Source organism: Actinomadura sp. B10D3 (genome assembly GCF_039871695.1).
Classification (GTDB): domain Bacteria; phylum Actinomycetota; class Actinomycetes; order Streptosporangiales; family Streptosporangiaceae; genus Spirillospora; species Spirillospora madurae.
This window is the reverse complement of the sequence record NZ_JBDPLY010000012.1, coordinates 1-20,065: the sequence shown is the minus strand read 5'-3', so window position 1 is coordinate 20,065 and position 20,065 is coordinate 1. Positions and strand designations below refer to the sequence as shown.

General features: G+C 69.3%; 24 protein-coding genes. 10 read left to right on the top strand and 14 right to left on the bottom strand.

Annotated features, from left to right (window positions below; genetic code table 11):
- Positions 1-152: 152 nt before the first annotated feature.
- The 5 genes from ABGB11_RS19145 to ABGB11_RS19125 form a co-directional block, all read right to left on the bottom strand.
- Complete coding sequence (locus tag ABGB11_RS19145) at positions 153-899, bottom strand: C39 family peptidase (protein WP_347634586.1); 747 nt, start codon at positions 897-899, stop codon at positions 153-155.
- Positions 900-1,267: 368 nt separating this feature from the next.
- Positions 1,268-1,618, bottom strand: coding sequence for a hypothetical protein (locus tag ABGB11_RS19140; RefSeq protein ID WP_347634584.1), 351 nt, complete (start codon positions 1,616-1,618; stop codon positions 1,268-1,270).
- A gap of 71 nt (positions 1,619-1,689) precedes the next feature.
- Complete coding sequence (locus ABGB11_RS19135; RefSeq protein WP_347634582.1) at positions 1,690-1,842, bottom strand: hypothetical protein; 153 nt, start codon at positions 1,840-1,842, stop codon at positions 1,690-1,692.
- Positions 1,839-2,183 carry a PadR family transcriptional regulator gene (locus tag ABGB11_RS19130; protein WP_347634580.1) on the bottom strand — a complete coding sequence of 115 codons (345 nt, stop codon included), beginning with the start codon at positions 2,181-2,183 and terminating at the stop codon, positions 1,839-1,841. The genes ABGB11_RS19135 and ABGB11_RS19130 overlap by 4 nt, the downstream gene beginning before the upstream one ends.
- Positions 2,184-3,088: 905 nt before the next feature.
- Entirely contained in the window at positions 3,089-4,066 is a 978-nt protein-coding gene (locus tag ABGB11_RS19125; RefSeq protein ID WP_347634578.1) for an NADP-dependent oxidoreductase, read from the bottom strand.
- Positions 4,067-4,153: 87 nt separating this feature from the next.
- On the opposite strand from ABGB11_RS19125, the gene ABGB11_RS19120 reads away from it, so the two are divergent.
- From ABGB11_RS19120 to ABGB11_RS19110, 3 genes are all read left to right on the top strand, one after another.
- Positions 4,154-4,720: a helix-turn-helix domain-containing protein gene (locus ABGB11_RS19120; protein ID WP_347634576.1), complete on the top strand. Its 567-nt coding sequence runs from the start codon at positions 4,154-4,156 to the stop codon at positions 4,718-4,720.
- Positions 4,721-4,744: 24 nt separating this feature from the next.
- A complete protein-coding gene (locus tag ABGB11_RS19115) occupies positions 4,745-5,212 on the top strand; it encodes a gamma-glutamylcyclotransferase family protein (RefSeq protein ID WP_347634574.1) in 468 nt (155 codons plus the stop codon).
- A 1,410-nt stretch (positions 5,213-6,622) separates the two neighbouring features.
- On the top strand, positions 6,623-6,760 hold the full coding sequence (locus ABGB11_RS19110; RefSeq protein ID WP_347634572.1) for a hypothetical protein: 138 nt from the start codon (positions 6,623-6,625) through the stop codon (positions 6,758-6,760).
- Positions 6,761-7,014: 254 nt separating this feature from the next.
- Here ABGB11_RS19110 and ABGB11_RS19105 read toward each other — a convergent pair whose 3' ends face one another.
- Positions 7,015-7,533, bottom strand: a complete 519-nt coding sequence (locus ABGB11_RS19105; protein ID WP_347634570.1) for a hypothetical protein — start codon at positions 7,531-7,533, stop codon at positions 7,015-7,017.
- A 168-nt stretch (positions 7,534-7,701) separates the two neighbouring features.
- Here ABGB11_RS19105 and ABGB11_RS19100 point away from each other — a divergent pair, with 168 nt between their 5' ends.
- Positions 7,702-8,172, top strand: coding sequence for a nuclear transport factor 2 family protein (locus ABGB11_RS19100; protein ID WP_347634568.1), 471 nt, complete (start codon positions 7,702-7,704; stop codon positions 8,170-8,172).
- Positions 8,173-8,449: 277 nt separating this feature from the next.
- Here the strand turns inward: ABGB11_RS19100 and ABGB11_RS19095 are convergent, their stop codons facing one another.
- On the bottom strand, positions 8,450-8,968 hold the full coding sequence (locus ABGB11_RS19095) for a hypothetical protein (protein WP_347634566.1): 519 nt from the start codon (positions 8,966-8,968) through the stop codon (positions 8,450-8,452).
- Positions 8,969-9,284: 316 nt separating this feature from the next.
- On the opposite strand from ABGB11_RS19095, the gene ABGB11_RS19090 reads away from it, so the two are divergent.
- Both ABGB11_RS19090 and ABGB11_RS19085 read left to right on the top strand, forming a co-directional pair.
- On the top strand, positions 9,285-9,674 hold the full coding sequence (locus ABGB11_RS19090) for a MerR family transcriptional regulator (RefSeq protein ID WP_347634564.1): 390 nt from the start codon (positions 9,285-9,287) through the stop codon (positions 9,672-9,674).
- A gap of 84 nt (positions 9,675-9,758) precedes the next feature.
- A complete protein-coding gene (locus ABGB11_RS19085; RefSeq protein ID WP_347634562.1) occupies positions 9,759-10,589 on the top strand; it encodes a maleylpyruvate isomerase family mycothiol-dependent enzyme in 831 nt (276 codons plus the stop codon).
- Here ABGB11_RS19085 and ABGB11_RS19080 read toward each other — a convergent pair.
- Positions 10,586-10,930: a VOC family protein gene (locus ABGB11_RS19080; protein WP_347634560.1), complete on the bottom strand. Its 345-nt coding sequence runs from the start codon at positions 10,928-10,930 to the stop codon at positions 10,586-10,588. The two genes, ABGB11_RS19085 and ABGB11_RS19080, sit on opposite strands and share 4 nt — an antisense overlap.
- A gap of 447 nt (positions 10,931-11,377) precedes the next feature.
- On the opposite strand from ABGB11_RS19080, the gene ABGB11_RS19075 reads away from it, so the two are divergent.
- Positions 11,378-11,833 (top strand): hypothetical protein, encoded by a 456-nt coding sequence (locus ABGB11_RS19075; RefSeq protein WP_347634558.1) that lies wholly within the window; start codon positions 11,378-11,380, stop codon positions 11,831-11,833.
- 99 nt (positions 11,834-11,932) lie between these two features.
- Here ABGB11_RS19075 and ABGB11_RS19070 read toward each other — a convergent pair whose 3' ends face one another.
- The gene (locus ABGB11_RS19070) at positions 11,933-12,274 is read right to left on the bottom strand and encodes a hypothetical protein (protein WP_347634556.1); all 342 of its coding nucleotides are present in this window, start codon (positions 12,272-12,274) and stop codon (positions 11,933-11,935) included.
- A 52-nt stretch (positions 12,275-12,326) separates the two neighbouring features.
- The gene (locus ABGB11_RS19065) at positions 12,327-13,199 is read right to left on the bottom strand and encodes a sigma-70 family RNA polymerase sigma factor (RefSeq protein WP_347634554.1); all 873 of its coding nucleotides are present in this window, start codon (positions 13,197-13,199) and stop codon (positions 12,327-12,329) included.
- Between the two features lie 553 nt (positions 13,200-13,752).
- Here ABGB11_RS19065 and ABGB11_RS19060 point away from each other — a divergent pair.
- Positions 13,753-14,520, top strand: a complete 768-nt coding sequence (locus ABGB11_RS19060) for a hypothetical protein (protein WP_347634552.1) — start codon at positions 13,753-13,755, stop codon at positions 14,518-14,520.
- Here the strand turns inward: ABGB11_RS19060 and ABGB11_RS19055 are convergent.
- Positions 14,450-15,160, bottom strand: coding sequence for a response regulator transcription factor (locus tag ABGB11_RS19055; protein WP_347634550.1), 711 nt, complete (start codon positions 15,158-15,160; stop codon positions 14,450-14,452). The two genes, ABGB11_RS19060 and ABGB11_RS19055, sit on opposite strands and share 71 nt — an antisense overlap.
- Positions 15,161-15,431: 271 nt before the next feature.
- Here ABGB11_RS19055 and ABGB11_RS19050 point away from each other — a divergent pair, with 271 nt between their 5' ends.
- Positions 15,432-15,788, top strand: a complete 357-nt coding sequence (locus ABGB11_RS19050; RefSeq protein WP_347634548.1) for a response regulator — start codon at positions 15,432-15,434, stop codon at positions 15,786-15,788.
- Between the two features lie 3 nt (positions 15,789-15,791).
- Here ABGB11_RS19050 and ABGB11_RS19045 read toward each other — a convergent pair whose 3' ends face one another.
- The 3 genes from ABGB11_RS19045 to ABGB11_RS19035 all read right to left on the bottom strand — a co-directional run bounded on the left by ABGB11_RS19045 (position 15,792) and on the right by ABGB11_RS19035 (position 18,560).
- Positions 15,792-16,949, bottom strand: coding sequence for an ATP-binding protein (locus tag ABGB11_RS19045; RefSeq protein WP_347634546.1), 1,158 nt, complete (start codon positions 16,947-16,949; stop codon positions 15,792-15,794).
- Positions 16,950-17,528: 579 nt separating this feature from the next.
- Complete coding sequence (locus ABGB11_RS19040; protein ID WP_347634544.1) at positions 17,529-17,879, bottom strand: hypothetical protein; 351 nt, start codon at positions 17,877-17,879, stop codon at positions 17,529-17,531.
- A 243-nt stretch (positions 17,880-18,122) separates the two neighbouring features.
- Entirely contained in the window at positions 18,123-18,560 is a 438-nt protein-coding gene (locus ABGB11_RS19035) for a hypothetical protein (protein WP_347634542.1), read from the bottom strand.
- Positions 18,561-18,757: 197 nt separating this feature from the next.
- Here ABGB11_RS19035 and ABGB11_RS19030 point away from each other — a divergent pair, with 197 nt between their 5' ends.
- Positions 18,758-19,927 carry an FAD-dependent oxidoreductase gene (locus ABGB11_RS19030; protein WP_347634540.1) on the top strand — a complete coding sequence of 390 codons (1,170 nt, stop codon included), beginning with the start codon at positions 18,758-18,760 and terminating at the stop codon, positions 19,925-19,927.
- Positions 19,928-20,065 lie beyond the last annotated feature (138 nt).

The window sequence follows — 20,065 nt, the reverse complement described above, 5'->3', positions numbered from 1 at the left end:
TTCAAGCGCCGCTTCAATTCGGACATCGGGCCTTGATTGTTTGGTGCTCTGGCGCCGTTGGGGCAATTACACGGCCTGGGCCTGGCGGCGGTGTTGCAATGCGTCGGTTGGTAGACGCGTCCGCCGCTCAGGCCCGGGCCGGTCCGCCTTGGTCAGAGGGTGGGGTTGATGACGAACATTGCGCCCTTCTGGGAGACGGAGGAGAGCTTGGAGGCGCTGATGGTGTGCTTGCCGCCGGTCGCCTTCCACGGATCCCAGACGGTGATGGTCTTCTTGCTGGCGTTGTAGCCGTACACGACGACCGCGTGCCCGGTCTTGTTGGGGAAGCCCTGCTTGCTGTTCCAGGGCAGATCGTCGGCCCATACGCCGAGGATCGTGGCCCGGTGCAGGATGCCCACGTCGTACTTGACCTTGTTCAGCAGTTTCGTGCCACTGCTGATGTCGTCCCCGACCCGGTAGGCGAGGTGCTTCGGCTTGGCGTAGGCGTTGAGCACCGGGAGCGCCTGCTTGGCCGTGGTGCCGGGGCCCGAGGTCTTCATCTTCTTGGCGAGCGTGGCCTGGCTCACCTTGACGCCGAGAGTGCGCAGGCTGATCGAACTCGACGTCGGCACGCACCAGTTGCTCTTGCTCTGGTACTGCCCGGTGATCTTCACGGTGTACGAGCTGGGCGCGAACGCGGCCTTCTTCAGGGCGGGCTGGTCGCGGGGTGTGGGCACGGGCTCGTAGGGCATGCCCTGGGGGACCGCGGCAGGCTTGGTGGGCAAGGCCTGGGCGGCTCCGGCGGCGCCGACCTGGCCGCCGTCCCGGGTGTCCGCCGTCGAGACGACGATCCCGGTCGTGACGGCGGCGGTGGCGGCCAGGGTGGCGACGCCTCCGATGATCCAGCGGGAAACGGGCACCTTGCTACTCCTTGTGGTCGGGGGGCAACCGAAGTGACTCGATTGCGGGGTGAGACGCACCATGATCGCTGGCGGTTTCGGGAGATCACCCGAAATCTGCGTTCGTTGGATCGTCGTTGACGTCCCGACGGTGGCCCGGCCGAAGGCACCGGTTACCGCTGGGTGAGGCGCGCTCTGAGTGGCCTCGCCGGCACACTGGCGCTGGGCCCGTCCAGGTCATGGCGGTGCACCCGATCCTGCGGGGCGCGATGTGGGAACCGCTCGCCGGCGTGCCACGGCCGCTGGTTGGAGGGCAGGATGGCGCCGTTCGGGAATGGGTTGGGGTCGCCATGCTGTCGCGGCCATGGCAAGCAGGAGCGCCGTAAGTGTCAACCAGTAGCCGATGTCCTGGGTGTTCCGTGGTGGGTTGATGAGCGGGGAGGCCGCGCCGGGCAGTTGGCCGCCAGGGTTACGGCTCCGATCGCGAGGACGCCGTAGGGGGCCAGCGAAATCCAGTTGTGGTAAGCCGGGCCGAAGGACTGCGACGGCCAAGACGTCGCCTCCGCCCCCAGCAGCATGGCGCGGCCGGTGGCGAACGCTACGGCCAGGGCGAATGGCACGGCCACCAGTGCCCAGCCGCGCAGCAGCGCCCCCACCAGCACTGCCGAAGCGGCCAGCCACCAGGGCGACGCATGGTCGGCGACGCCGTGTGCCAGACCTGCCAGCGCCAGCATCAGCAAGCCGAGTTGCAGTCCGTCGGCCCACCAAGGAGCGGCCGTGGCCGCCCGAACCCGCGTGGCCAAGCCCGCGGTCAGAAGTCCGACCGTCTCCCGCACCGAAGGACGCGGCTCGAGCTGTCGTCGACGAGGATGCCGAGGATCTCGCCGCCGTGCTCGGCGCGGTGGCCGGGCGGGAACGCCGTCAGGAACAGCCGGTACCAGGCTTCGGTGAATGATCGGCTCATGCCCCGGCGTCCCCGGTCGCCGGGGAGATCCGGCCGGTGACGACCCGGGCTGCCTGCTCCAACCGCAAGGCCTCCCGGGTGACGGCCAGGCGCCCGTCCTCGGTCAATCGGAAGTAGCGGCGCGGACGGCCCTGGACGGTCTCCTCGCGGTCCACGACGATCAGTCCATCGTTCGCCAGCCGGTCGAGTGCGCCGTAGAGGGTGCCCACGGCCAGCCGGACGCGACCGCCCGACTGCTCCTGTGCCTTCTTGATGATCCCGTAGCCGTGCACCGGCCCGTCCAGTAGCGCGGCCAGCACGAAGTACGTGGGCTCGCTCATCACCGTGGCTCGCTTGACCATACGGGAGACGATATATCATTCGACGAAGTATCGCAGCGAGGTCGATCACGTTGCCCGAGGTCGCCCCTGGTGGTGCCTGGTGAAGCCGCCCAGCGGACATTTCGCGTCGTCCGTTCTCGCCGACCCGGCAGCTCCTAGCCATCTTGCCGAGTGACGAGGCGATCTCGCGGTCACGCTCCCGTCACGCGGCCGTAAGACCTCTGCACCCCGAGTGACCAGTACCCCGTCCGGGTCACTCGGGCCGCCGAGGCTCGGCCTCCCCTGACGCCGATGAACCCAAAGCCCTTTCAGGCTGGGCGTACACGTCCAGGTGCTTGGGAGGACGGCCGGCGCGCGGCGGCTGCCTTCCGACTTGAGCGTTCCCTGGCCAGGGGCGGCGGCGCTTGGGCCGTCGGCACGACACTGCGGCAGGCCGTTCGGAGCGTGCGGCGTGGGCACCAATCACAGGACGGCAGCGTGCCCTGCCGGCGCCGCCTCGTCCGGCAGTTGTCGGTGGTGTCGGGGCGCGCCAGGCCCGTCCTCCGGTCGGATGTGGTCGGGGCGTCCTATGACTCCGGCGGGGCCCTATGGCTCCGGAGGCAGGGGCTTGTCCGGGCGGTCGCGGGGTTTGGGGGTGTTGGTCGAAGGCGGCGTGTGAGCGGAGGTGCGGCGGTCACCAGACTCCGCAAGCTCGGGTATCTCCATGAGGCTGACGCTAGAGGCGGCAGTGATCGACTCAGTGCGATACTCCCCGATCCTCGGCATTACGCCGGTCGGGCTCCGGCGGCTGACCTCGGAGTGCTCCGGTCAGTACGCCGGAGTCGGGGAAGAGCGGAGAACCGAGCCCGTCAGAGTGCACCGCCCTGGGCCCTCATCGGGCGGGAGGCCGTCCCCGACTTCGCGGTCATCGTCGCGACGGCCTTGGTCTACAGGTCGATGACGATCTTGCCGTGGACGTGGCGGCCGGCCTGGAGCTCGGTCGCACGGCGGATCTGCTCGACCGGGAAGCTCGCTGCGATCGGCACCCGGAGCCGGCCCGTCGCGACCAGGCGGGCGATCTCTTCCAGTGCGCCGGGGGCGGAGTTCGCGCCGTTGGCCGCTGTCACGCCCTCGACCTGGGCGGCGATGGTGCAGATGCGGCCGTCCGGGACGCCGAGTTCCCTTGCGGCGTGTACCGTCTCCGTCCCGTACAGGTCGATGGCGGCGGTGACACCGTCGGGAGCGAGGGCTCGGACGCGGGCGGCCAGACCTTCGCCGTAGGCGACCGGCTCGGCTCCGAGATCGCGGAGGAAATCGGCGGACGTCGCCGATCCCGTCCCGATCACGCGCGCTCCTGCGATCCTGGCCAGCTGGACGGCGAACACCCCGACTCCGCCCGCCGCGCCGCCGATCAGTACCGTGTCGTCCGGGCCGAGGTCGACCACGGCGAGGGCGGTGGACGCCGTGCGCCCGGCGATCGCGAGGGTGGCGGCGGTGCGGTCGTCGACGCCGTCGGGAGTGTGATGGGCCTCGCTCACCGCGCCGCCCTCGGCCACGTCGATGACCACGAAGTCGGCGACCGCGCGGGACAGGGCGCCCCCGAACACCCGGTCACCGGACGCGAAGCCGGTCACCCCGTCCCCGACCTGGTCGACGACCCCCGCGTAGTCGGTCCCGAAACCGGCCGGGAGGCTCAAGCCGAACCGGGCGGCGGTGTCCGCGTCGGCGGTGATGATCCAGTCCATCGGGTTCAGACCGGCCGCGGTGACTCGCACGCGGATCTGTCCCGGGCCTGCCTGCGGAGCGACAACCTCGCGGACGTCCAGTACTTCGGGGCCACCGAATGAATCGAGCCGGACCGCCCTGCTCTTGACCGTCGGCGGTGATCGCTCTGTTCCTGCATGTACGCCTGTCTCCTTGGGCATCGAGGGGACACCTTGAAACGGACTATGCTCCGTTTCATGATCGACCCTAACACAACCGGAGCGTGATCCGTTTTGTCTGAGGCGAAGATGCGCGCGCCACGGGCGGACGCGGCCCGCAACCGCGACCAGTTGCTCGCGGTGGCGACCCGCGTGTTCGCGTCGGCCGACGAGGAGCCGTCGATGCGCGCGATCGCCCGCGAGGCCGGAGTCGGCATCGCCACGCTCTACCGGCACTTCCCGACCCGCGAGTCGCTGGTCGATGCGGTCTACCGGGACCAGGTCATGCGGCTGACGACCGGCGCCCGCGAGTTGCTCGGCCAACTGCCCCCGGCCGCGGCGATGCGGCGATGGATGGACCTGTTCGGGGACTGGATCGCGACCAAGAGCGGCATGCTCGACACGCTGCACGCGATGATCGAGTCAGGTGAGATCGCCCATGCGCAGACCCGGAGCGAGCTCCTGGCGGCCATCACCACGATGCTCGACGCCGGTCGCGCGGCCGGCGACCTCCGCTCGGACGTCACCGCCGAAGACATCGCCGCGTCCCTCATCGGCATCTTCACCGTGGCCCCCCGGCGCGAGCAAGAAGCCAGGGCCGGACGCCTGCTGGACCTCCTGATGGACGGCCTTCACCCCGCCGCCCGCCCCACCTGACCCCGGATCGATGTGACTACCGCGATGACCGCTGCTGCTGGGATCGGACGATGGCCGGATCGGCAGGGTGACGGCCGATACCGCAAAGATGGCGCCCTGTTCGTCTACGGAAGCCTCCCGTTCCCCGAGGTCCTGGTCACCCTGATCGACAGGGTTCCCGACCGCCGTCCCGCCATGGCCGAAGGCTGGAGAGCCGCAGCAATCCCCAACGAGGTCTATCCAGGGCTCGTCCCAGGCGAGAGCATCGTCCGCGGTTACCTCCTCACCGGACTCACCCCGGAGGAATGGCGCCTGTTGGACGCGTTCGAGAGCCCGTTCTACGAGCTGAAGAGGGTCGAGTTGACCGACGGCAGCCATGGGTGGGCCTATGCCTGCACACCTGACGTGGTCGGGCCGGAAGATTGGTCCGCCGAACAGTTCGAGGCCCAGCACCTCGCGGCCTTCGCCGAACGGTGCGCAGCATGGCGCGGCGGCTACGAAGTCCAGGAGTAAGTCAGCTGAACAGGCCGTTGGTGACAGTCGCTCGGGATGTACGGCTGATGGATTCTTCGTCCCTCGAGGGTGTTCATTGCCGCTTGCGAGTCGTGGTTCCCCACAATGATCGATACGGCCCAGCCAGGCATCTTGATCGTCCGCCAGGGGCTCTTTCAGTGGCAGCGGCTCGAAACAAGCGGGTAGAGAGCCTTCGCACCAGCGTGCGGAAGTCACGGAGGGCAGCCGGGACGACAGGCTCCGCCAGTTCGATCACCAGTGTCGGACCGGGCATGCCGGGACCCTAGCCCCTCAACCGGCCCCATCACCGCTCCCTTCGCCCAGCGCCGAAACCAACGGCCCGGACACCGACGCAGGGCCCCCTGTTTGTCGTCCCCGATGACGAGCGCCTGGCCATCCGCAGCAGGTTCGACCACTACAACCAGTTCGTTTGGCCTGTGGCGTTGAGACAGAGGACTGGGATGATCTCCTTTGAGGACAGGAGGCTGTATGACGGTGTTCGGGTGTGTCGGGTGCGACGCCGTGTTGAGTGCCCCCTTGTCGCAGGTTGCGCTTCCAGTTCACGCCCACCAGACGTGGGGGCATGCGTTGCTTCCCGTGCTCATGGAGCCGGGCACGTATGCGGTCGACCCTGCTCCTTCTGGGCCGCCACGGCGGCGGTGGAGCGAGATCGGAGCGGATGAGGCCGCAGCCCGCGGTGTGTTCGCGCCGGTGTCCGCCCTGTCCTTCGGCGCTTCGGGAGCGATCGTCGTTGCACCCGGTGACACACGTGGCATGGTTCTGATCCTGGAGAGGTGCGAGGGGTACTGCTGCGGACTGGACGGCAGCGGCGGCCCGAACCTCGCGTGCGAACAGTGCGGGCGGGCGGTGGCGACCCGCATCGACGACTGCTCGTTCTGGCAGTCGGTGTGGCTTGCCCCGGATGCCGTACACGCCCTGTCCACCGATGAGCCTGCCGATCGAGCACTTGACTGGGAGGCGGTGACCGGGGAGCGGAGAGGCCCAGCACCGATCGATCAATCCGGGCATTTTGGCCCGGGGTGGGAGGCGGCCATCGGTTCGGGACTGGCTCACCTGCTGGCTGCATCGTCAGGGGCACCCGTGACGCTTCCCAACGGCCTTATCGCGGACTTGTTCGGCCCGGCGCTCGCCATCTTGCTCCCGGCTGGGGCGCCGGCAAAGACCGTGGGCTTGGCCGGACCGGATCTGCCCGTCCCGGAAGCCGGCCCAGACATTCTCGTGGTGCCACGGCATCCGCGGACCGGTGAACCGTGGCAGCCCTCCAGCACGGCCCGGACTGTGCCTCTGCCAGCCGATGTGTGGGCTCACCTGGCCTTTTCCGCTGAACGGCCTCTGGTCCACACGACAGCCAGACTGCCGGACGGCGCACTCCGCGACGACCCATCGCCCTTGCTTCCAGCGAGCTCCTTCCGGCCGGACTGGGCGATCTTCCTTCACACGCTGGCACGGCTTCCCGCCGTCCGGCAGCCGTGGCTGCGCAAGATCTACGACCGAGTGCAGGGCCGCCCGTACGCCCACCCGTTCTAGGCACTACAAGGCTGATCACGACCTGTACGTCGCGCTCGATCACGCACGTTCGGTTCGCCGTTCTGGAACTCTGATCAAGGCTCTCTGTCCCTGTAGCCTGCCGCGAACGGTCGTGGCGGTGACCGGGAGGTCTTGTGGATGAGCTGAGATTACTGGTCGTCCTGGCGGGCTGCCTTATCGTGGCCGGGCTCGTCCTGCTGCTCAGAGCCAGGCCTGACTGAACGACGTGATCTGGCATGCTCTGGCGGCCCAGATCAGGTGTGGGAGGGCTTGCCGTAGAGGGAGACCCTGTCGTCGCGTTCGACGCTGTAGCGGCGTCCGAGGAACATGGTGCTTTCTGGAGCTTCGTTGGCGATGCTGACTGCCCAGTCGCAGTACGTCCAGGTCATTGAGTAGCCGGAGAACCGGAAGTTGGCCTGGTACCACGCGCTCTGGCCCGGTGCGAGAGTTCCGAGGTGGACCATTCGCCTGGTGACGGGAAAGGAGGCCGAGACCGGCTGGCGCTCGACTCGGATCGCGCCGCTGGGTTCGCGTTTCAGGCGCAGCCAGTCCACCTGAGAAAGGTCGCCGTAGGTATGGAAGTCCTCGGCAGGGACATACCCGTCGGCCTCTCGCAGCCAGACCTCGTGCACGAGCACTTCCCCGCTTCCTTCGCTCTCTGGGAGGGGGAATGCCTTGGGAAGCCGGCCGCGCATGGTCGCCTCAGCCGCACCTCTGCCGCGTCCGGTCCACAGGGTGCGAACCCGTTGGATGACCAGCACGACACCGATCATGCCACCCGGTAGGCGCTAGGCACGTCCCGGCGCGGTTCAGGCCGCTCATGAGTTGCGAGCAGATATTCCTTGACGAATAATTCGCTGTCGAACTATGTTGGGCCGTGTCGGCTCCGTGGTCTCGGTGGCGTTGGGGGCCGCTGACCGCCTCCTTTGAAGAGAGGTCTCATGTCCGAATCCGTGACTCCGCGCGAGATCTTTCTGAGGCTGGTCCATGGCGTCTGCGAGGAACGTTGGGACGACGTGATCGAGCTCTACGCCGAGAAGGCCCACGTGGAGCACCCATTCCACCCACTTGCGGCGCCTCCACTGCGGTCTCTTGACGAGTTGCGTGCGCACTTCGGGATCGGCGCACCGCCTGGCGCCTATACGGGGCACACGCTGCGCCGCAGGCCGGTCGGCATCACTGTTCACGAGACCGCGGACCCCGAGGTCATCGTGGCCGAGTTCCGGTACGAGGGGACCGTGGTGGAGACCGGCGAGCCGTTCGCCGTTCCGGCGATCTTCGTCATGCGGGTCCGCGACGGAAAGATCGTCGAGTCCCGCGACTACCTCGACCACCTGCGTTCTGCCCGAGCGCGTGGTCAGCTGGGCGATGTCCTCGCTGCTGCTGGGTGGTACTCCGACCCCGAAGGGTGAGAACGATCACCGACATCGCGCCCACTCCTCCGCACGCGACGCTGCCAGAACGTTAGAACCCCCGGCGGGTCAGGATCGCCGAGTAGGACGCGCAGCGTCGGAACGGTGGCGCGGACGGCCTTGGGCGTGCGCGGTCGCCTCGAATCGGCTGCCCTGGTGGAAGATGTTGCCGTACAGCTCGTGCCTGGCCTTGTCGCGCTCGCCGGCTGACTCTGGCGCGAGCGCACGGAGCAGGTCGGGCACGTCATCGGCCTGGCCGTAGGCCTGTTCCAGGCCCTTAGCAAGCCGGGTAACCCGTAAGCTCCACATGCCAGACCGGGTAGAAGTTCACGGCGTAGAAATGCGAACCTGCGGGCGGGTAGCAGGCGATCTCGCTGTGGTCCCTTCTCTGCGTGATCGCTACTGCATTGCCGAACTGATTGTTCTGTAGCTCGCTTTGACCGCGGTAGCCGAATCCGCTGAGGTAGTACGTTCCGTACTCCCAAAGGCCGAACGTGGCCCAGGTCTGGTTGTTGTCGTCGAGCCGGACGGGTGTATGCAGGCATACTTGGCCCTTGACCGGACACTTCAAGAACGACCGAGAGCTCACTCCGCGCGGCCTCGATGTAATAATGGGCGGAATGTCACCTCCGTAGGGATCGGTGACTTCCGCGTCGTAGATGATGATGTCATCCGCGGTGCTGGGCGAGGGGCTTCCGGCGGCCAGGGCCGTTCCGGACACCGCCATCGTGGCTGTGAGCGCAGTGGCCGTCGCGAAAGCAAGGCCCCGAATCGGCAGCCGGCTTCTCTTCATCATGCCTCCTGATGTTCCGGGCCACGGAAAGTTACACGGCTGACCGTTCCGATTTGCGTCAGGGCAGCGTGTCGACCTTCCGTGAAGGTCCTTTCGACGTCCATGCAATGATGCAGTCTGCGAACAGTTTTGTAATTACGTGTTAGTGCACTCTCCTTTAATCTGAGCGCACAGTCGCGTCCTGCCGGCGGAGCCCCGCGCGGTGACCGGCACACCGTGCGCTCCCGCTGCCCAGAGCAGCCCTCTCCCCCCGAGCGGGGACCCGGCGCTCTGGTGAGCGGTGTGGACAATGGGCGCCGAGGTGAGACTTAATGTCGACATGAAGTCGATCGGCGAGGTGGCGGCCCAGTTCGGGCTTCCGGCGCACGTGCTGCGCTACTGGGAGGCGGAAGGGCTGCTGGCACCGGCCCGCGCGGGCGACCGCCGCCGCTACACCGACGCTGACGTGCGGCAGGTGGCGGCGATCCTGATCGCGAAAGAGGCGGGGTTCGAGCTCGCGGACATCCGGACGATGCTGTCCGCCCGGTCCGCACCGGCCCGCCGCGAGCTGGGGGCCCGGCACCGCGAGCGGCTGCTGACACGGATCGCGCGGGCCCAGGCCGCGCTCCACATGATCGAGGGCGACTGCCCGCACGACGACATCATGACGTGCCCGCATTTCCAGAGCCTTCTGGCCGATCGCCTGGAGCAGGCCGGCACGGGCGGCTGACGCGGTCGGGACGCGGGTGGCCACCTTTTCGTGGGGTTCATCCGCGTCACCGAGGCGATGGGAGCCCCTGGGTAGGGTCGTCCCATGGTGATCTTCGGACCGGCCGTCGACGTTCGTCCGCTGTTCCCCCGCGAGCGGCGGGCGCTGCTCGACCTGCTCGGCGGCCTGGCCCCCGCCGACTGGGCCGCGCCGACGGTGTGCCCCGGCTGGGACGTCCACGACGTCGTCGCGCACGTGCTCAACGACTACATGCGCCGCCTGTCGGGCGGCCGCGACGGGCACGGCGGAGCCGTCTTCGCCGATGACGAGACGCTGCCCGCCTATCTGGCCCGGACCAACGAGGAGTTCGTCCGGGCCGCCCGGCAGCTCAGCCCGCGGCTGATGACCGAGTTGCTCGATCACCTGGGGCCGCGGCTCGACGCCCTGTGGGCGGCGCGGGACCTCCAGACCAAGGCGGATCTGAACGTCTCGTGGGCCGCCACAGACGTCGACAGCCCCGCCTGGCTGGACATCGGCCGCGACTACACCGAGTTCTGGGTCCACCAGCAGCAGGTGCGGGACGCGGTCTCAGCTCCCGGTGCCGTCGAACCCGACCTCATGGCCCCGGTGCTGGACATCTTCGCCCGCGCCCTGCCGGAGACGCTGCGGACGCACGTCCGCCCCGAGAACACCACGGCCCATCTGGAGGTACGCGGCCCGGCGGGCGGACGATGGGGCGTGGTCCGGCAGGACGGGCGCTGGCGCATGGCCGACCCCGAAGGGGAGCCGGCCGCGTACGTCTCGATGGACCAGGACACTTTCTGGCGTCTGGCGACCAGAGGGATCACCGCGGAGGAGGCCCGCCGCCGGTCGACGTCGGAGGGCGACCAGGAACTCACCACGGCCATGACGGCCCTGCTCGCGATCGTCGCCTAGCGTCCGGTCCGCCCGCCGAAGCTGAGCTCGTTGCCCTCGGGATCGCGGTACATCACCTTGGTGACGCCGTTGCCGTAGGTCTCGCGGTCCGCGGGTTCGAGGCCCCGCTCGGAGATCGCGGCGACCCGTTCGTCGAGGTCGTCGACGAACGACAGCACCAGCGCCTTACCCGCACGTTCCGGGTTCTGGACGATGTAGATGTAGCGGCTCCCGGCGACCTCCCACACCGCCTCGGTGTCGTTCGGCAGGAATGACGGCTTCCCGCCGAAGAATCGCTCGTACCACGGCAAAGCCGCCTGGAAATCGGTGACGGGGACTCCGGCGAAGAGATCGAGTGACATGTCGTCCTTCCGTCCGTGCTCGATGTGTCACCGGTGTCGACCACGGAAACACCGGGAACTCATCGCCGGCCGCGCGGGCGGGTCTCGGCGGGCCCGGGCCGGACGGCCCTGCCGTAGGGGAGGGCCGGGCCCCGCCTCGGCGCTACGGGGGCAAAGCGCCGAGGCGGGGCGGGCAGGGTGTCCCGCGATCGTGCGCCTCCGACCGCGAGTCACCAACCAGGACCGTCCGTGAACGCCCGGGTCGGCAACCCGCCCATCCGAGGCGAAATTCTCCGGGCGGCCATGTCCCCCGCGCGACGCCGACCGAGTCCGATTCTGATGTTGCCGAGCGCTGATTTCTCCGAACTGTTTCCTCTGGATGTCGCGCGTCGTTCGTCGTCGGGTAATCCGGAGATGGGAGAACACATGTCGGAATCCGATTCCACTGACAATCGCTCGAAGGACATCGTGGCGGGGGAACAGGCGGAACCGAGGCCGCGCCGGCGGGAGAGCGTCGAACCGCCGGACGAGGGCGCCCTGGACCAGATGCTCGGCCGTGATCTCCCGGGCTACTGGGCCCTGGTGTCCGTCCGGGTGGAGGGACTCGCCGCGCTCGGGGACGAGGCCGCCGTTCAGGCCCGCTGCCGTATGGCCGATCGGCTCGACGAGATCCTCAACGACCAGGCGGCGGTGTACCGGACCCGCGGCGGGATCGCCATGCTGGTCGGTCCGAGTGACGACCTTGCCAGGACGAGGATCGGAGCCTCCCTGCTGATGAAGGCGACGCGGCGCCATCTCGCGGGCTTCGGGCTCCCGCAGTTCGGAACGTCCGCGCCGACCTACAGGGTCGACGCGTACGGCGCCGAACTGCCGGAGCTGCGGCGGCGGGTGAGGGAGCCGGAGGGAAGCCGGGTGGGCGTCTGAAAGCCCGCCAGCGGCCGTGTGATCCACGTCCACGGCCTCGTGTCCGATCGAGCCCGCCCGGGTCGCGGCCACCGGGCGGGTCCCACGAGTGCCTGGCCGTCAGGCGTCCTTGATCGCCTTCTCGATCCACCCCATCACGCCGGGTCCGTTCCCGCCGACCCGCCATGCGTAGAGTTCACCGGTCTTCCGCAGATCCCGGTCCCCCGTCTTCCAGTCATGGATCTGGGCGGGCCCGTCCGGGGTGTCGATGAGCCACTCGTAGCGGATCTCGTCCACGTCCAGGTCGCGGTAGTCGTCCGGGTAGGCGCCGATGTCGGGGGGCCCGAACACGGCGGCGAGACGGCCGTAGGTGGTGGTGATGGTGCCCTGGTCGTAGCCGCCGGCCGTCACTCCGCCGGCGGGGCCGCGGACGATCGTCCCGTCTTCGTTGATCTTTGCCATGGTGTCTCCGACCGTGCGTGGAACGTCTCGGGTGTCAACGCCGCGACCGCCGTCAGACGGTGGCGAGCGGCTCGTGGAGCTTGGCCAGCGCCTTCTGCTGGATCTGCCGGACGCCCTCCCGGGAGAGCCCGAGGCGCTCGCCGATGACGCGGAGCGACTCCTCCGGCTCGCCGTCCAGCCCGAAGCGGCGGGTCAGCACGTAGAGCTCCCGGCCGTCCAGGTTCGGCAGGCCCTCGCGGGTGACGATGCGCAGGTGCAGCCTGAGCAGCACCTCGTCCTCGATGCTCGAGGAGGAGTCCGCCAGCCGGTCCTCCCACTGGACCGGGTGCCCCTCCTCGCACCTCAGCGGGGTCTGCAGGCTGTCCAGCCGGGGCGCGTCGAGGACGCGGCGGACCTGCGCCTCCGACACCCCCGCCCGCCGGGCGATGGCGGCGTGCTCCACGCTGACCTCCGGCCCGGCCTCGTCGCAGAGCGCCCGCTCCGCCGCCAGGATGACCGGCCGCTTCTCGAAGTCGCCGAGATTGAGGTTCGGGTAGTCGGCGTCCCGGACGGCGCGCAGCACCTCGCGCTGGATCGGCTTGAACGCCCAGCTCGCGAACGGGCCGCGGGCCGGATCGTAGGAGGAGATGGCCCACAGCAGCCCGACCTTGCCGGCGCTCTCGAAGTCCTGGCTGTGCTCGTTGGACTTGGAGGTGAACATGGAGACGTACTGCCTGACCAGGCCGTAGTTCGCGATCATGATCTCGTAGGTGAGGTCGTCGAGCTCGCGCTCGACCCGGTGCACCTCGGCCTCGTCGGCGCCGGTGGCGCGCAGGGCGGCGAGCCGGTCCTTGAGCGCGGTGCGCCGTTCGAAGAGATCGTCGTTGTAGCTCTTGTACGTGTCGGTGGTGGGGTGGCCGTCGCGGTGCGGGTGCACGATGTCCATCTCCCTCGGCTGCTCGCGTGGTGTGCCGCTCGACGATCACCCAAAACAGGCCGCCGTCTTGACACGTGTTGACAGGGCCCCCGAGGTGGTTTCCGCGGCGCACGCACGGAGACGAAGGTGACACGGAGCGGTGAACACCGAGGTCGCGGCCCCTGTCTCCGCCGGGGGCCGCCTTCCGGGAATTGCGGCGGGGCGCCAGTGCGTTGATCTGGAATTGATCTTGTATCGGACGCCCGTTGCGGCTGCGGTGGGCGTCCGGTGCAGCCGCGGTGTGCGATCTCGCCCCGGTCCTCGTTCGGATGCCCGGAGCCGGTTGCCGATTCACGAGCGCACGGACCTTAGAGGGGGCGGGGGGATACGCCGAAGGCGGCCGACGACGGGCGGTGTCCCCCGCCTCCCACAGGACGAGAGGAACCATTACGGTGCGAACGATGAGCTATCCCGGCCCCAATTCACCGCCCGCCGGGAGGGCGGCCACCGCGCACCTCCTCCGTCCGGGCGGTCCCGCCCCGGCCACCGGCTGAGGTGTCGCGACCCGATGCTTCCCGTGTGCGTGCATTCCCGTTCGGGCGCCCCGCCCGGCCGGCTGGAGGATGTGACCGGCGATCCCGGTACGGCTTTGGACGAGGCGTCGCTCATCACCGCCGGGCAGGCGATGAGCTGGCAGTCGACGTTCACCTGCGGCGCCGTCACCGCGGTCCCGCTGACGCCGGCGTCCGCCATGATCTTCAACACTCCCGGGCCGGCGGACCCGCAGCGCTGGCACGACCGGTTCACCCGGGGGCTCGCCCACCGGATGGCCGGCGAGCTCACCATCGCGGCGGTGTCGACCGAGCTGCTCGGTCACGCGGCGATGGGGGAGACGAACGAGGACGCGGAACTGCTGGGCTCGGCCATCGACGCGCTGGGCCGGCTGCTCGCCGACCTGACCGAGGCGCAGCGGCCGGAGGAGGGTGCGGACCGGATCGTCGCGGACGCCAAGCGCACCCACGAGGCCCTGCTCGGCGCGGTCATCCGTCAGCGAGTGCACGCCCGGCGGCAGAAGGAGTTCACCGTTCATACCGTGCGGTCGGTCACGAAGAACAGGAACCGGGCCGACCTCGAACGGGCGGTCGCGCGGGTCGGCCTGCCGTGGCCGTCCAGGGCCGGTCAGGGGATCGGCGGAGAGCTCGGCCTCGCGCGGTGGCGGGCGGCGATGCAGGCGCACGGGCACCAGATGTGGTCGCGGGCCGAGCGCGAGGACGTCCTCGTCACTGAGTTGTGGTTGCGCGATCCCCCGGAGGCGCGGGGATCAGGTAGCCGTATCCCGTCTGGGTCATGATCAGGTCGTCGCCGAGCTTGCGGCGCAGCCGCGAGATGTGCTCGGCGAGGGTCCGGGACACGCCCCGGCTGGTGCCCCACACGCTCAGCATGAGCTCTTCCTTGGAGACCGCCCGTCCGCGGTTGACCGCCAGGAACTCCAGGACGGCGTATTCCAGGGGGGCGAGCCGCACCGGCATGCCCTCCTTGTACGCCAGCCGGGCGGTGAGGTCGATCGTGACCGGCGGGATCTCCAGGTGCTCGTTGCGGGGGGTCTCGGTCCGGCTCGGGGTGCCGGGGGTGCTGCGCCGCAGCACGGCGTCGATCCGGGCGAGCAGCACCTCGGGGTTGAACGGTTTGACGATGTAGTCGTCGCCGCCGAGGCGGAGACCGAGCGCCTGCTCGTGCACCTCGGTGCGGACGGTCAGCAGGATGATCGGTGTGGTGTTGCCCTCCTCGCGGAGCTGGAAGATCAGCGAGAGGCCGTTGACATCCGGGAGGTTGACGTCCAGCAGGGCGAGGTCGATGTCGCCGCGGCGCAGGGCTTGGCGGCCGAGTTCGCCGTTGGGGACGGACTCGACCTGGAACTCGTGCTTGCGCAGTAGATTCGCGACCACTTTCACCAGCCGCGGATCGTCGTCCACCACTAGTACGCGTGCCACGCAAGTCATGTTATCTGGGGGAACGGTCGATGTGCATGAGGTGATCGGACGGTCACGCGCCGCCTCCATCTGTCTTAATCGACTCTTCGGTCGGCATTGGACGGTCTGGGGCGTCTCGGGGGTTCCGGGGTGTTTCGAGGTTTTCGGGCGCCTCGGGGTTCCGGGGTCTCCCTGGGGCGCGGGGGGTGCCCGGGCGCAGGACGGCCCCCTGGTAACCTCCGCGTCGGTCACGCCGGTGTCGTCGTGACGCCTCCAGAGCAGAGGACGGAACGTGCGGGTGCTTATCGTCGAGGACTCCCGGGTCGGTCAGCTCCTCCGTGCCGTCCTGCAGCGTGACGGTCACGAGCCGGTTCTCGCCGAGGACGGGGAGAACGGCTGGACGCTGCTCGGCCAGGCCCCCGCGCCGGACCTGGTCGTGCTCGACCGGATGCTGCCCGACATGGACGGCGCCGACTTCCTGGGCAGGCTCCGCGGCGACGCCCGCACGGCGGAGCTGCCGGTGCTGATGGTCACCGCCTCCGCCCAGGCGTCGGCCCACCTGGACGACGGCGCGCTGACCCGCGTCCTCGGCAAGCCGTTCGACCTCGGGGAGCTCAGGGCCCTCGTGGCCTCGCTGACGGATCACTGACCCTCAGTTCCGCCGGGCTTCCATCGTCACCCGCCACGACGCGGTGTCGGTCGTGTGCTCCTCCGCCGGGGCCACCGGAGCCGCGGGCGCCAGCGGCAGCCACAGGCTGACCATGAGGCCGCCCGACGGCGCGTCCGCCAGCTCGATCCGGCCGTCCATCGCGGTCATCAGCGTCTCGGCGATGTGCAGCCCCAGCCCGGAACCGGGCCGGTCCCGCGTGGCGGGCAGCCGGTAGTACGGCTTGAAGGCCAGATGGCGCCGGGCGGGCGGGATCCCCGGGCCCTCGTCCGCGATGTCGATCACGCCGTACGTGCCGTCGCCGCGCGTGGTGATGGTGATCGTCCCCTCGGGGGCGTACTTCTCGGCGTTGTTGAGCAGCAGGAGGAGGCACTGCCTCAGATGCACGGGTTCGGCCATGACGGTGACGCCCGGCTCCGCCGAGATGACGGTACGCGTCCCCACGGACGGGACGCTCAGCAGCGTCCTGTGGATCAGCGGTTTCACCGCGGTGGGCTCCGCCGCCGTGGCGGGCCGCTCCGTCCCGTCGGTGTCGACGAGCGTGACCAGGTCGGCGATGACGTGCTGCATCATGTCGACCGCTTCGGCGATCGCCCCCAGCGACTCGGCCGAGGACTCGTTGGAGACCGCCGGTTCGAGCAGCTGGGCGTGCCCGCGGATCATCGTGAGCGGACCGTGCAGTTCGTGGTGGATGGAGGCGAGGACCAGGTGCCGCGTGTATTCGAGCTGCCGGTTCGCCGACTTGTCCACGAACACCGCGGTCAGCAGCTTCGGCGCGGTTCCGTCCGGCATGGCCGAGGACGAGAACTCCACCCAGCGGGAGCGGCCGGCGGTCGAGGTCAGCCGGGCGCTGCCCCGGGGCCGCTCGGCGATGCTCACCGCGTCGCCGTCCTCGTCGGTCAGCGTGAACAGGTCCTCGATGCGCTTCCCCATGGCGGCCGGCCCGGTCAGGCCGGTCAGCTCCGCCATCGCCGCGTTCCAGGTGACGACCTTGCCGCGCGCGTCGACGGCCAGGATCGCGACGTCGGAGTGGTCGATCACGGTGCTGAGTCTGGAGCGTTCGCGCTCCAGCTCGTCCGCCCTCCACGGGCCCGTCCAGAAGGTGGCGATCCTCTTGCCCAGCCTGGACAGCGCCGCGCTCATGGGTGGGGACGTGAGCCGCCGTGCGTTCACCGGATGCCGCCCGGCCGGTGCCGTCCGGGCGGGGGCTGGACGGCGGCGAAGGTCACGATGGGAACTGCCCGGGACGCGGGCCCGCTGGCAGTGCGGACCGTCGGCTGATGTTCCATGGAGCCCTCTTGCAGATGGGACGGTTTCTCGAGGTATGGGGGAGATGGCCGCGGCGGACCTCGTACGACCTGGTCCGGGGACCACGGGTCCGCCTGCGGCGTGCGGCCGCGGGCAGGTGGACGCCACCGTTCCGGCGTCCCGGTCGGTAAAGAATGATCTTGGTCGACTCGGTCATTGTGCCACGGGGGACGGGCGACGTGGGACGGGTTCACTGCGTTGACCTGGGGCGACCACTCGTGATGGCGTGCTCTGGGGGAGCGACGACGGTGCGCTTGGCTCCGACGTCCTCGCTCCCGTCGGCGCCCGCCGTCGGGTCAGGGCGGGGCCGGGTACGGTCAAGAGGCGTGTCAATTGAAAAGACAACCGATCACGATGATCGGGCCGGACCATTTTAACAAGAAGGACGCGAAAGATTCAGGCCGGCTGAGTAGCCTAGTTCGGCTGATGTTCGTAGACGGCCCCAATTGGCACCTCTGCGAAGACCTTTTCCTCCAGCGGGGTTCGCGAACGGTCCTCGCGAAGTGATTCGCGGGCACCGGCGTCCGGGGCCGCCTCGATCTCTACGCGCTCGTTCGCGGAGAACGGCTTTCCCTCGGCGGCTTCCATCGCCGGAAGGTGGCCACGACCGGATCCACGCTGCCACGTGTACTCGAAGAGATCGCCCGCCGCGGCATGGGCCTCCAGCGTCTCGGTGTGGGAGGCCGCTTCACGTGCGCGGATGTAGTCGCTCAGCGAGATGCCCCGCCTGACCGCCGCGACCACCTCGTCCTCCGGGATGTTCATCCGGACCGCCGTGGTGTAACCGCGGGCCCGCTCACCCCAGAAGGCCAGCCACAGGACCCTGCGCGCTGAGGCACCCGCCTTCCGCGACTCGATCAGATTCCAGATCATCGCTCCCCTTGACCGTCCACGTCCGATGGGCACGCCACTGTGCCTATCGGTGGGTACTGTCCGGGGGAGTTCGGCGATGGCAAGAGCCGATATCGAATAGTTCGCCCGCCTGGCCAGGGAAATTGCTTAGCTTGGCTATGCGGGGGCGGTGTCTATTTCAGCCCACATGCCCTCGTAATCGTCCGAGCGGCGGGTGCCGAACGTCGCCGGAGTCAGGTCGAGGCCGGTGAACCTGGCGGACCAGTCGCTCTCGTCCGGCCACCCCGGAGCGGTGTGGGACACCTCGATCCTGACGAAGCGCCTCTCGCGCTTGCGCACGAGCCGGATCGTGATGTCGAGGTCGTCGGAACGGCCCGCGTCCTGCCGGTCGCGCACGGCGTTGCCCGCGAGCTCGCTGGCGGCGACCTGCGCGGCGGCGATGACCTTGAAGTCCCGGATCCCCCATCCCCGGAGGGCCGCGCGGAGAAGGCCCTCCGCGGCGCGCACCGCCCCGAGCGTGGGTTCGTGCGCGACGACCCAGCGGGCGTCGTCGTGGGCGGGGAGAACCGTGTCCGTGGCAGTTGTCTCGATCATGAGGTCTCTTCCCTCGTGGCCTGTGGTGCCCGACCGTCCGGAAATTCGCCGCCGCGACAACTCCCGCTCCCATGCCGGTGTCCGCGCGCCGGTGTCCGCGCCGATGTGACTGAGGTCACACATGCGCGATGTCACGTGCCTCGTCGTCAGGAATGTCGTATTCACGGTGTACGTCGATGCGGAAGGGTGGAGGTGGAATGGCTCACCACGTGCTCGTGATCGGCGGCGGTTACGCCGGGCTGCTGGCGGCGAAGCGCGTCGCGCGGCAGGTCCGCCTTGACGAGGTCCGGGTCACCCTCGTCAACGACCACGAGAATTTCGTCGAACGCGTCCGGCTCCACCAGATGGCGACAGGGCAGAAGCTGTCCACCCGCACCCTCGCCGGCTCGGTGCGCGGCAGCGGCGTCAGGGTCGTCGTCGGCGAGGTGGTCGCGCTCGACCGCCGGGCCGGGCAGGTGATTCTGCGGACGGAGGAGCGCTCACGGGTCATCGGCTACGACACGCTGGTCTACGCGCTCGGCAGCGGCGCCGACACCGAGACCGTGCCGGGCGTGGCGGACCACGCGTACTCGCTGGCCGATGTCGAGCACGCGCGGGCCTTCGCGAGCAAGGCGCTCGGCGAGCTCGCCGTGTCCGGCCGCCGCGTCTGCGTCGTCGGCGGAGGGCTGACCGGGATCGAGACGGCGGCCGAGCTCGCCGAGTTCTACCCCGACCTGCGCGTGTGCCTGGTCTCGGGCGAGGTGCTCGGCCCGGGGCTGTCGAAGGGCGGACGCGCCCACGTGCGGCGCGTCATGTCGTCCCTCGACGTCGAGGTCATGGAGTACGCCAAGGTCAAGGAGGTGACGGCCGACGGCCTGGTGCTCGTCGACGGCACCTGCGTGGAGGCCGGCGCCGTGATCTGGAACGCGGGCTTCTCGGTGCCCACGCTCGCCCGCGAGTCGGGCCTGGAGGTGGACGGCGACGGGCGTGCGCTCGTCGACGACACCCAGCGCTCCGTGTCGGACGCCAACGTGTACGTCATCGGCGACGCGGCCCGGGTGCTCGGCTCCGACGGGCGGGAGCTGCGCATGGCGTGCGCCACGGGGATCCCGATGGCGGTGATCGCCGCCGACGCCATCGCCGCCCGGCTGACCGGGCGGACCCTGCGCAACCACCGGTTCCAGTACATCGCGCAGATCGTCAGCCTCGGACGCGGGGACGGCCTGTGCCAGTTCGTCCGTCCCGACGACACGCCGCGGCGCGTGTTCTTCACGGGCCGGCCGGCCGCGAGGATGAAGGAGTTGCTGGTGCGCCTCGCGACCCTTCGCTCCCTGTACCTGACCGGCCCGTTCCCGGTCAGGCGCCGGCACCTGGTCCGGATGCCCTGACCCTCCTCAAGGCGACGGCTACTTCTGCCAGGGGAAGCGGTCGGTGAAGGCGGGTTTGAGGTCGTCCAGCCAGACGGCGTCGGGGTCGTAGTGGGCGAAGAAGGGCTTGCCGACCAGGTCGGCGTCGCGGCACTGGAT

Excerpts from the sequence above, each read along its gene's own strand:
- ABGB11_RS19035 (WP_347634542.1), bottom strand. The coding sequence starts at position 18,560 with ATGATCGAGACAACTGCCACGGACACGGTTCTCCCCGCCCACGACGAC.
- ABGB11_RS19120 (WP_347634576.1), top strand. The coding sequence starts at position 4,154 with ATGCGCGCGCCACGGGCGGACGCGGCCCGCAACCGCGACCAGTTGCTC.
- ABGB11_RS19105 (WP_347634570.1), bottom strand. The coding sequence starts at position 7,533 with ATGATCGGTGTCGTGCTGGTCATCCAACGGGTTCGCACCCTGTGGACC.
- ABGB11_RS19030 (WP_347634540.1), top strand. The coding sequence starts at position 18,758 with ATGGCTCACCACGTGCTCGTGATCGGCGGCGGTTACGCCGGGCTGCTG.
- ABGB11_RS19065 (WP_347634554.1), bottom strand. The coding sequence starts at position 13,199 with ATGGACATCGTGCACCCGCACCGCGACGGCCACCCCACCACCGACACG.
- ABGB11_RS19135 (WP_347634582.1), bottom strand. The coding sequence starts at position 1,842 with ATGAGCCGATCATTCACCGAAGCCTGGTACCGGCTGTTCCTGACGGCG.
- ABGB11_RS19070 (WP_347634556.1), bottom strand. The coding sequence starts at position 12,274 with ATGGCAAAGATCAACGAAGACGGGACGATCGTCCGCGGCCCCGCCGGC.
- ABGB11_RS19095 (WP_347634566.1), bottom strand. The coding sequence starts at position 8,968 with ATGATGAAGAGAAGCCGGCTGCCGATTCGGGGCCTTGCTTTCGCGACG.
- ABGB11_RS19040 (WP_347634544.1), bottom strand. The coding sequence starts at position 17,879 with ATGAACATCCCGGAGGACGAGGTGGTCGCGGCGGTCAGGCGGGGCATC.
- ABGB11_RS19115 (WP_347634574.1), top strand. The coding sequence starts at position 4,745 with ATGACCGCTGCTGCTGGGATCGGACGATGGCCGGATCGGCAGGGTGAC.
- ABGB11_RS19130 (WP_347634580.1), bottom strand. The coding sequence starts at position 2,183 with ATGGTCAAGCGAGCCACGGTGATGAGCGAGCCCACGTACTTCGTGCTG.
- ABGB11_RS19085 (WP_347634562.1), top strand. The coding sequence starts at position 9,759 with ATGGTGATCTTCGGACCGGCCGTCGACGTTCGTCCGCTGTTCCCCCGC.
- ABGB11_RS19080 (WP_347634560.1), bottom strand. The coding sequence starts at position 10,930 with ATGTCACTCGATCTCTTCGCCGGAGTCCCCGTCACCGATTTCCAGGCG.
- ABGB11_RS19100 (WP_347634568.1), top strand. The coding sequence starts at position 7,702 with ATGTCCGAATCCGTGACTCCGCGCGAGATCTTTCTGAGGCTGGTCCAT.
- ABGB11_RS19090 (WP_347634564.1), top strand. The coding sequence starts at position 9,285 with ATGAAGTCGATCGGCGAGGTGGCGGCCCAGTTCGGGCTTCCGGCGCAC.
- ABGB11_RS19125 (WP_347634578.1), bottom strand. The coding sequence starts at position 4,066 with ATGCCCAAGGAGACAGGCGTACATGCAGGAACAGAGCGATCACCGCCG.
- ABGB11_RS19045 (WP_347634546.1), bottom strand. The coding sequence starts at position 16,949 with ATGAGCGCGGCGCTGTCCAGGCTGGGCAAGAGGATCGCCACCTTCTGG.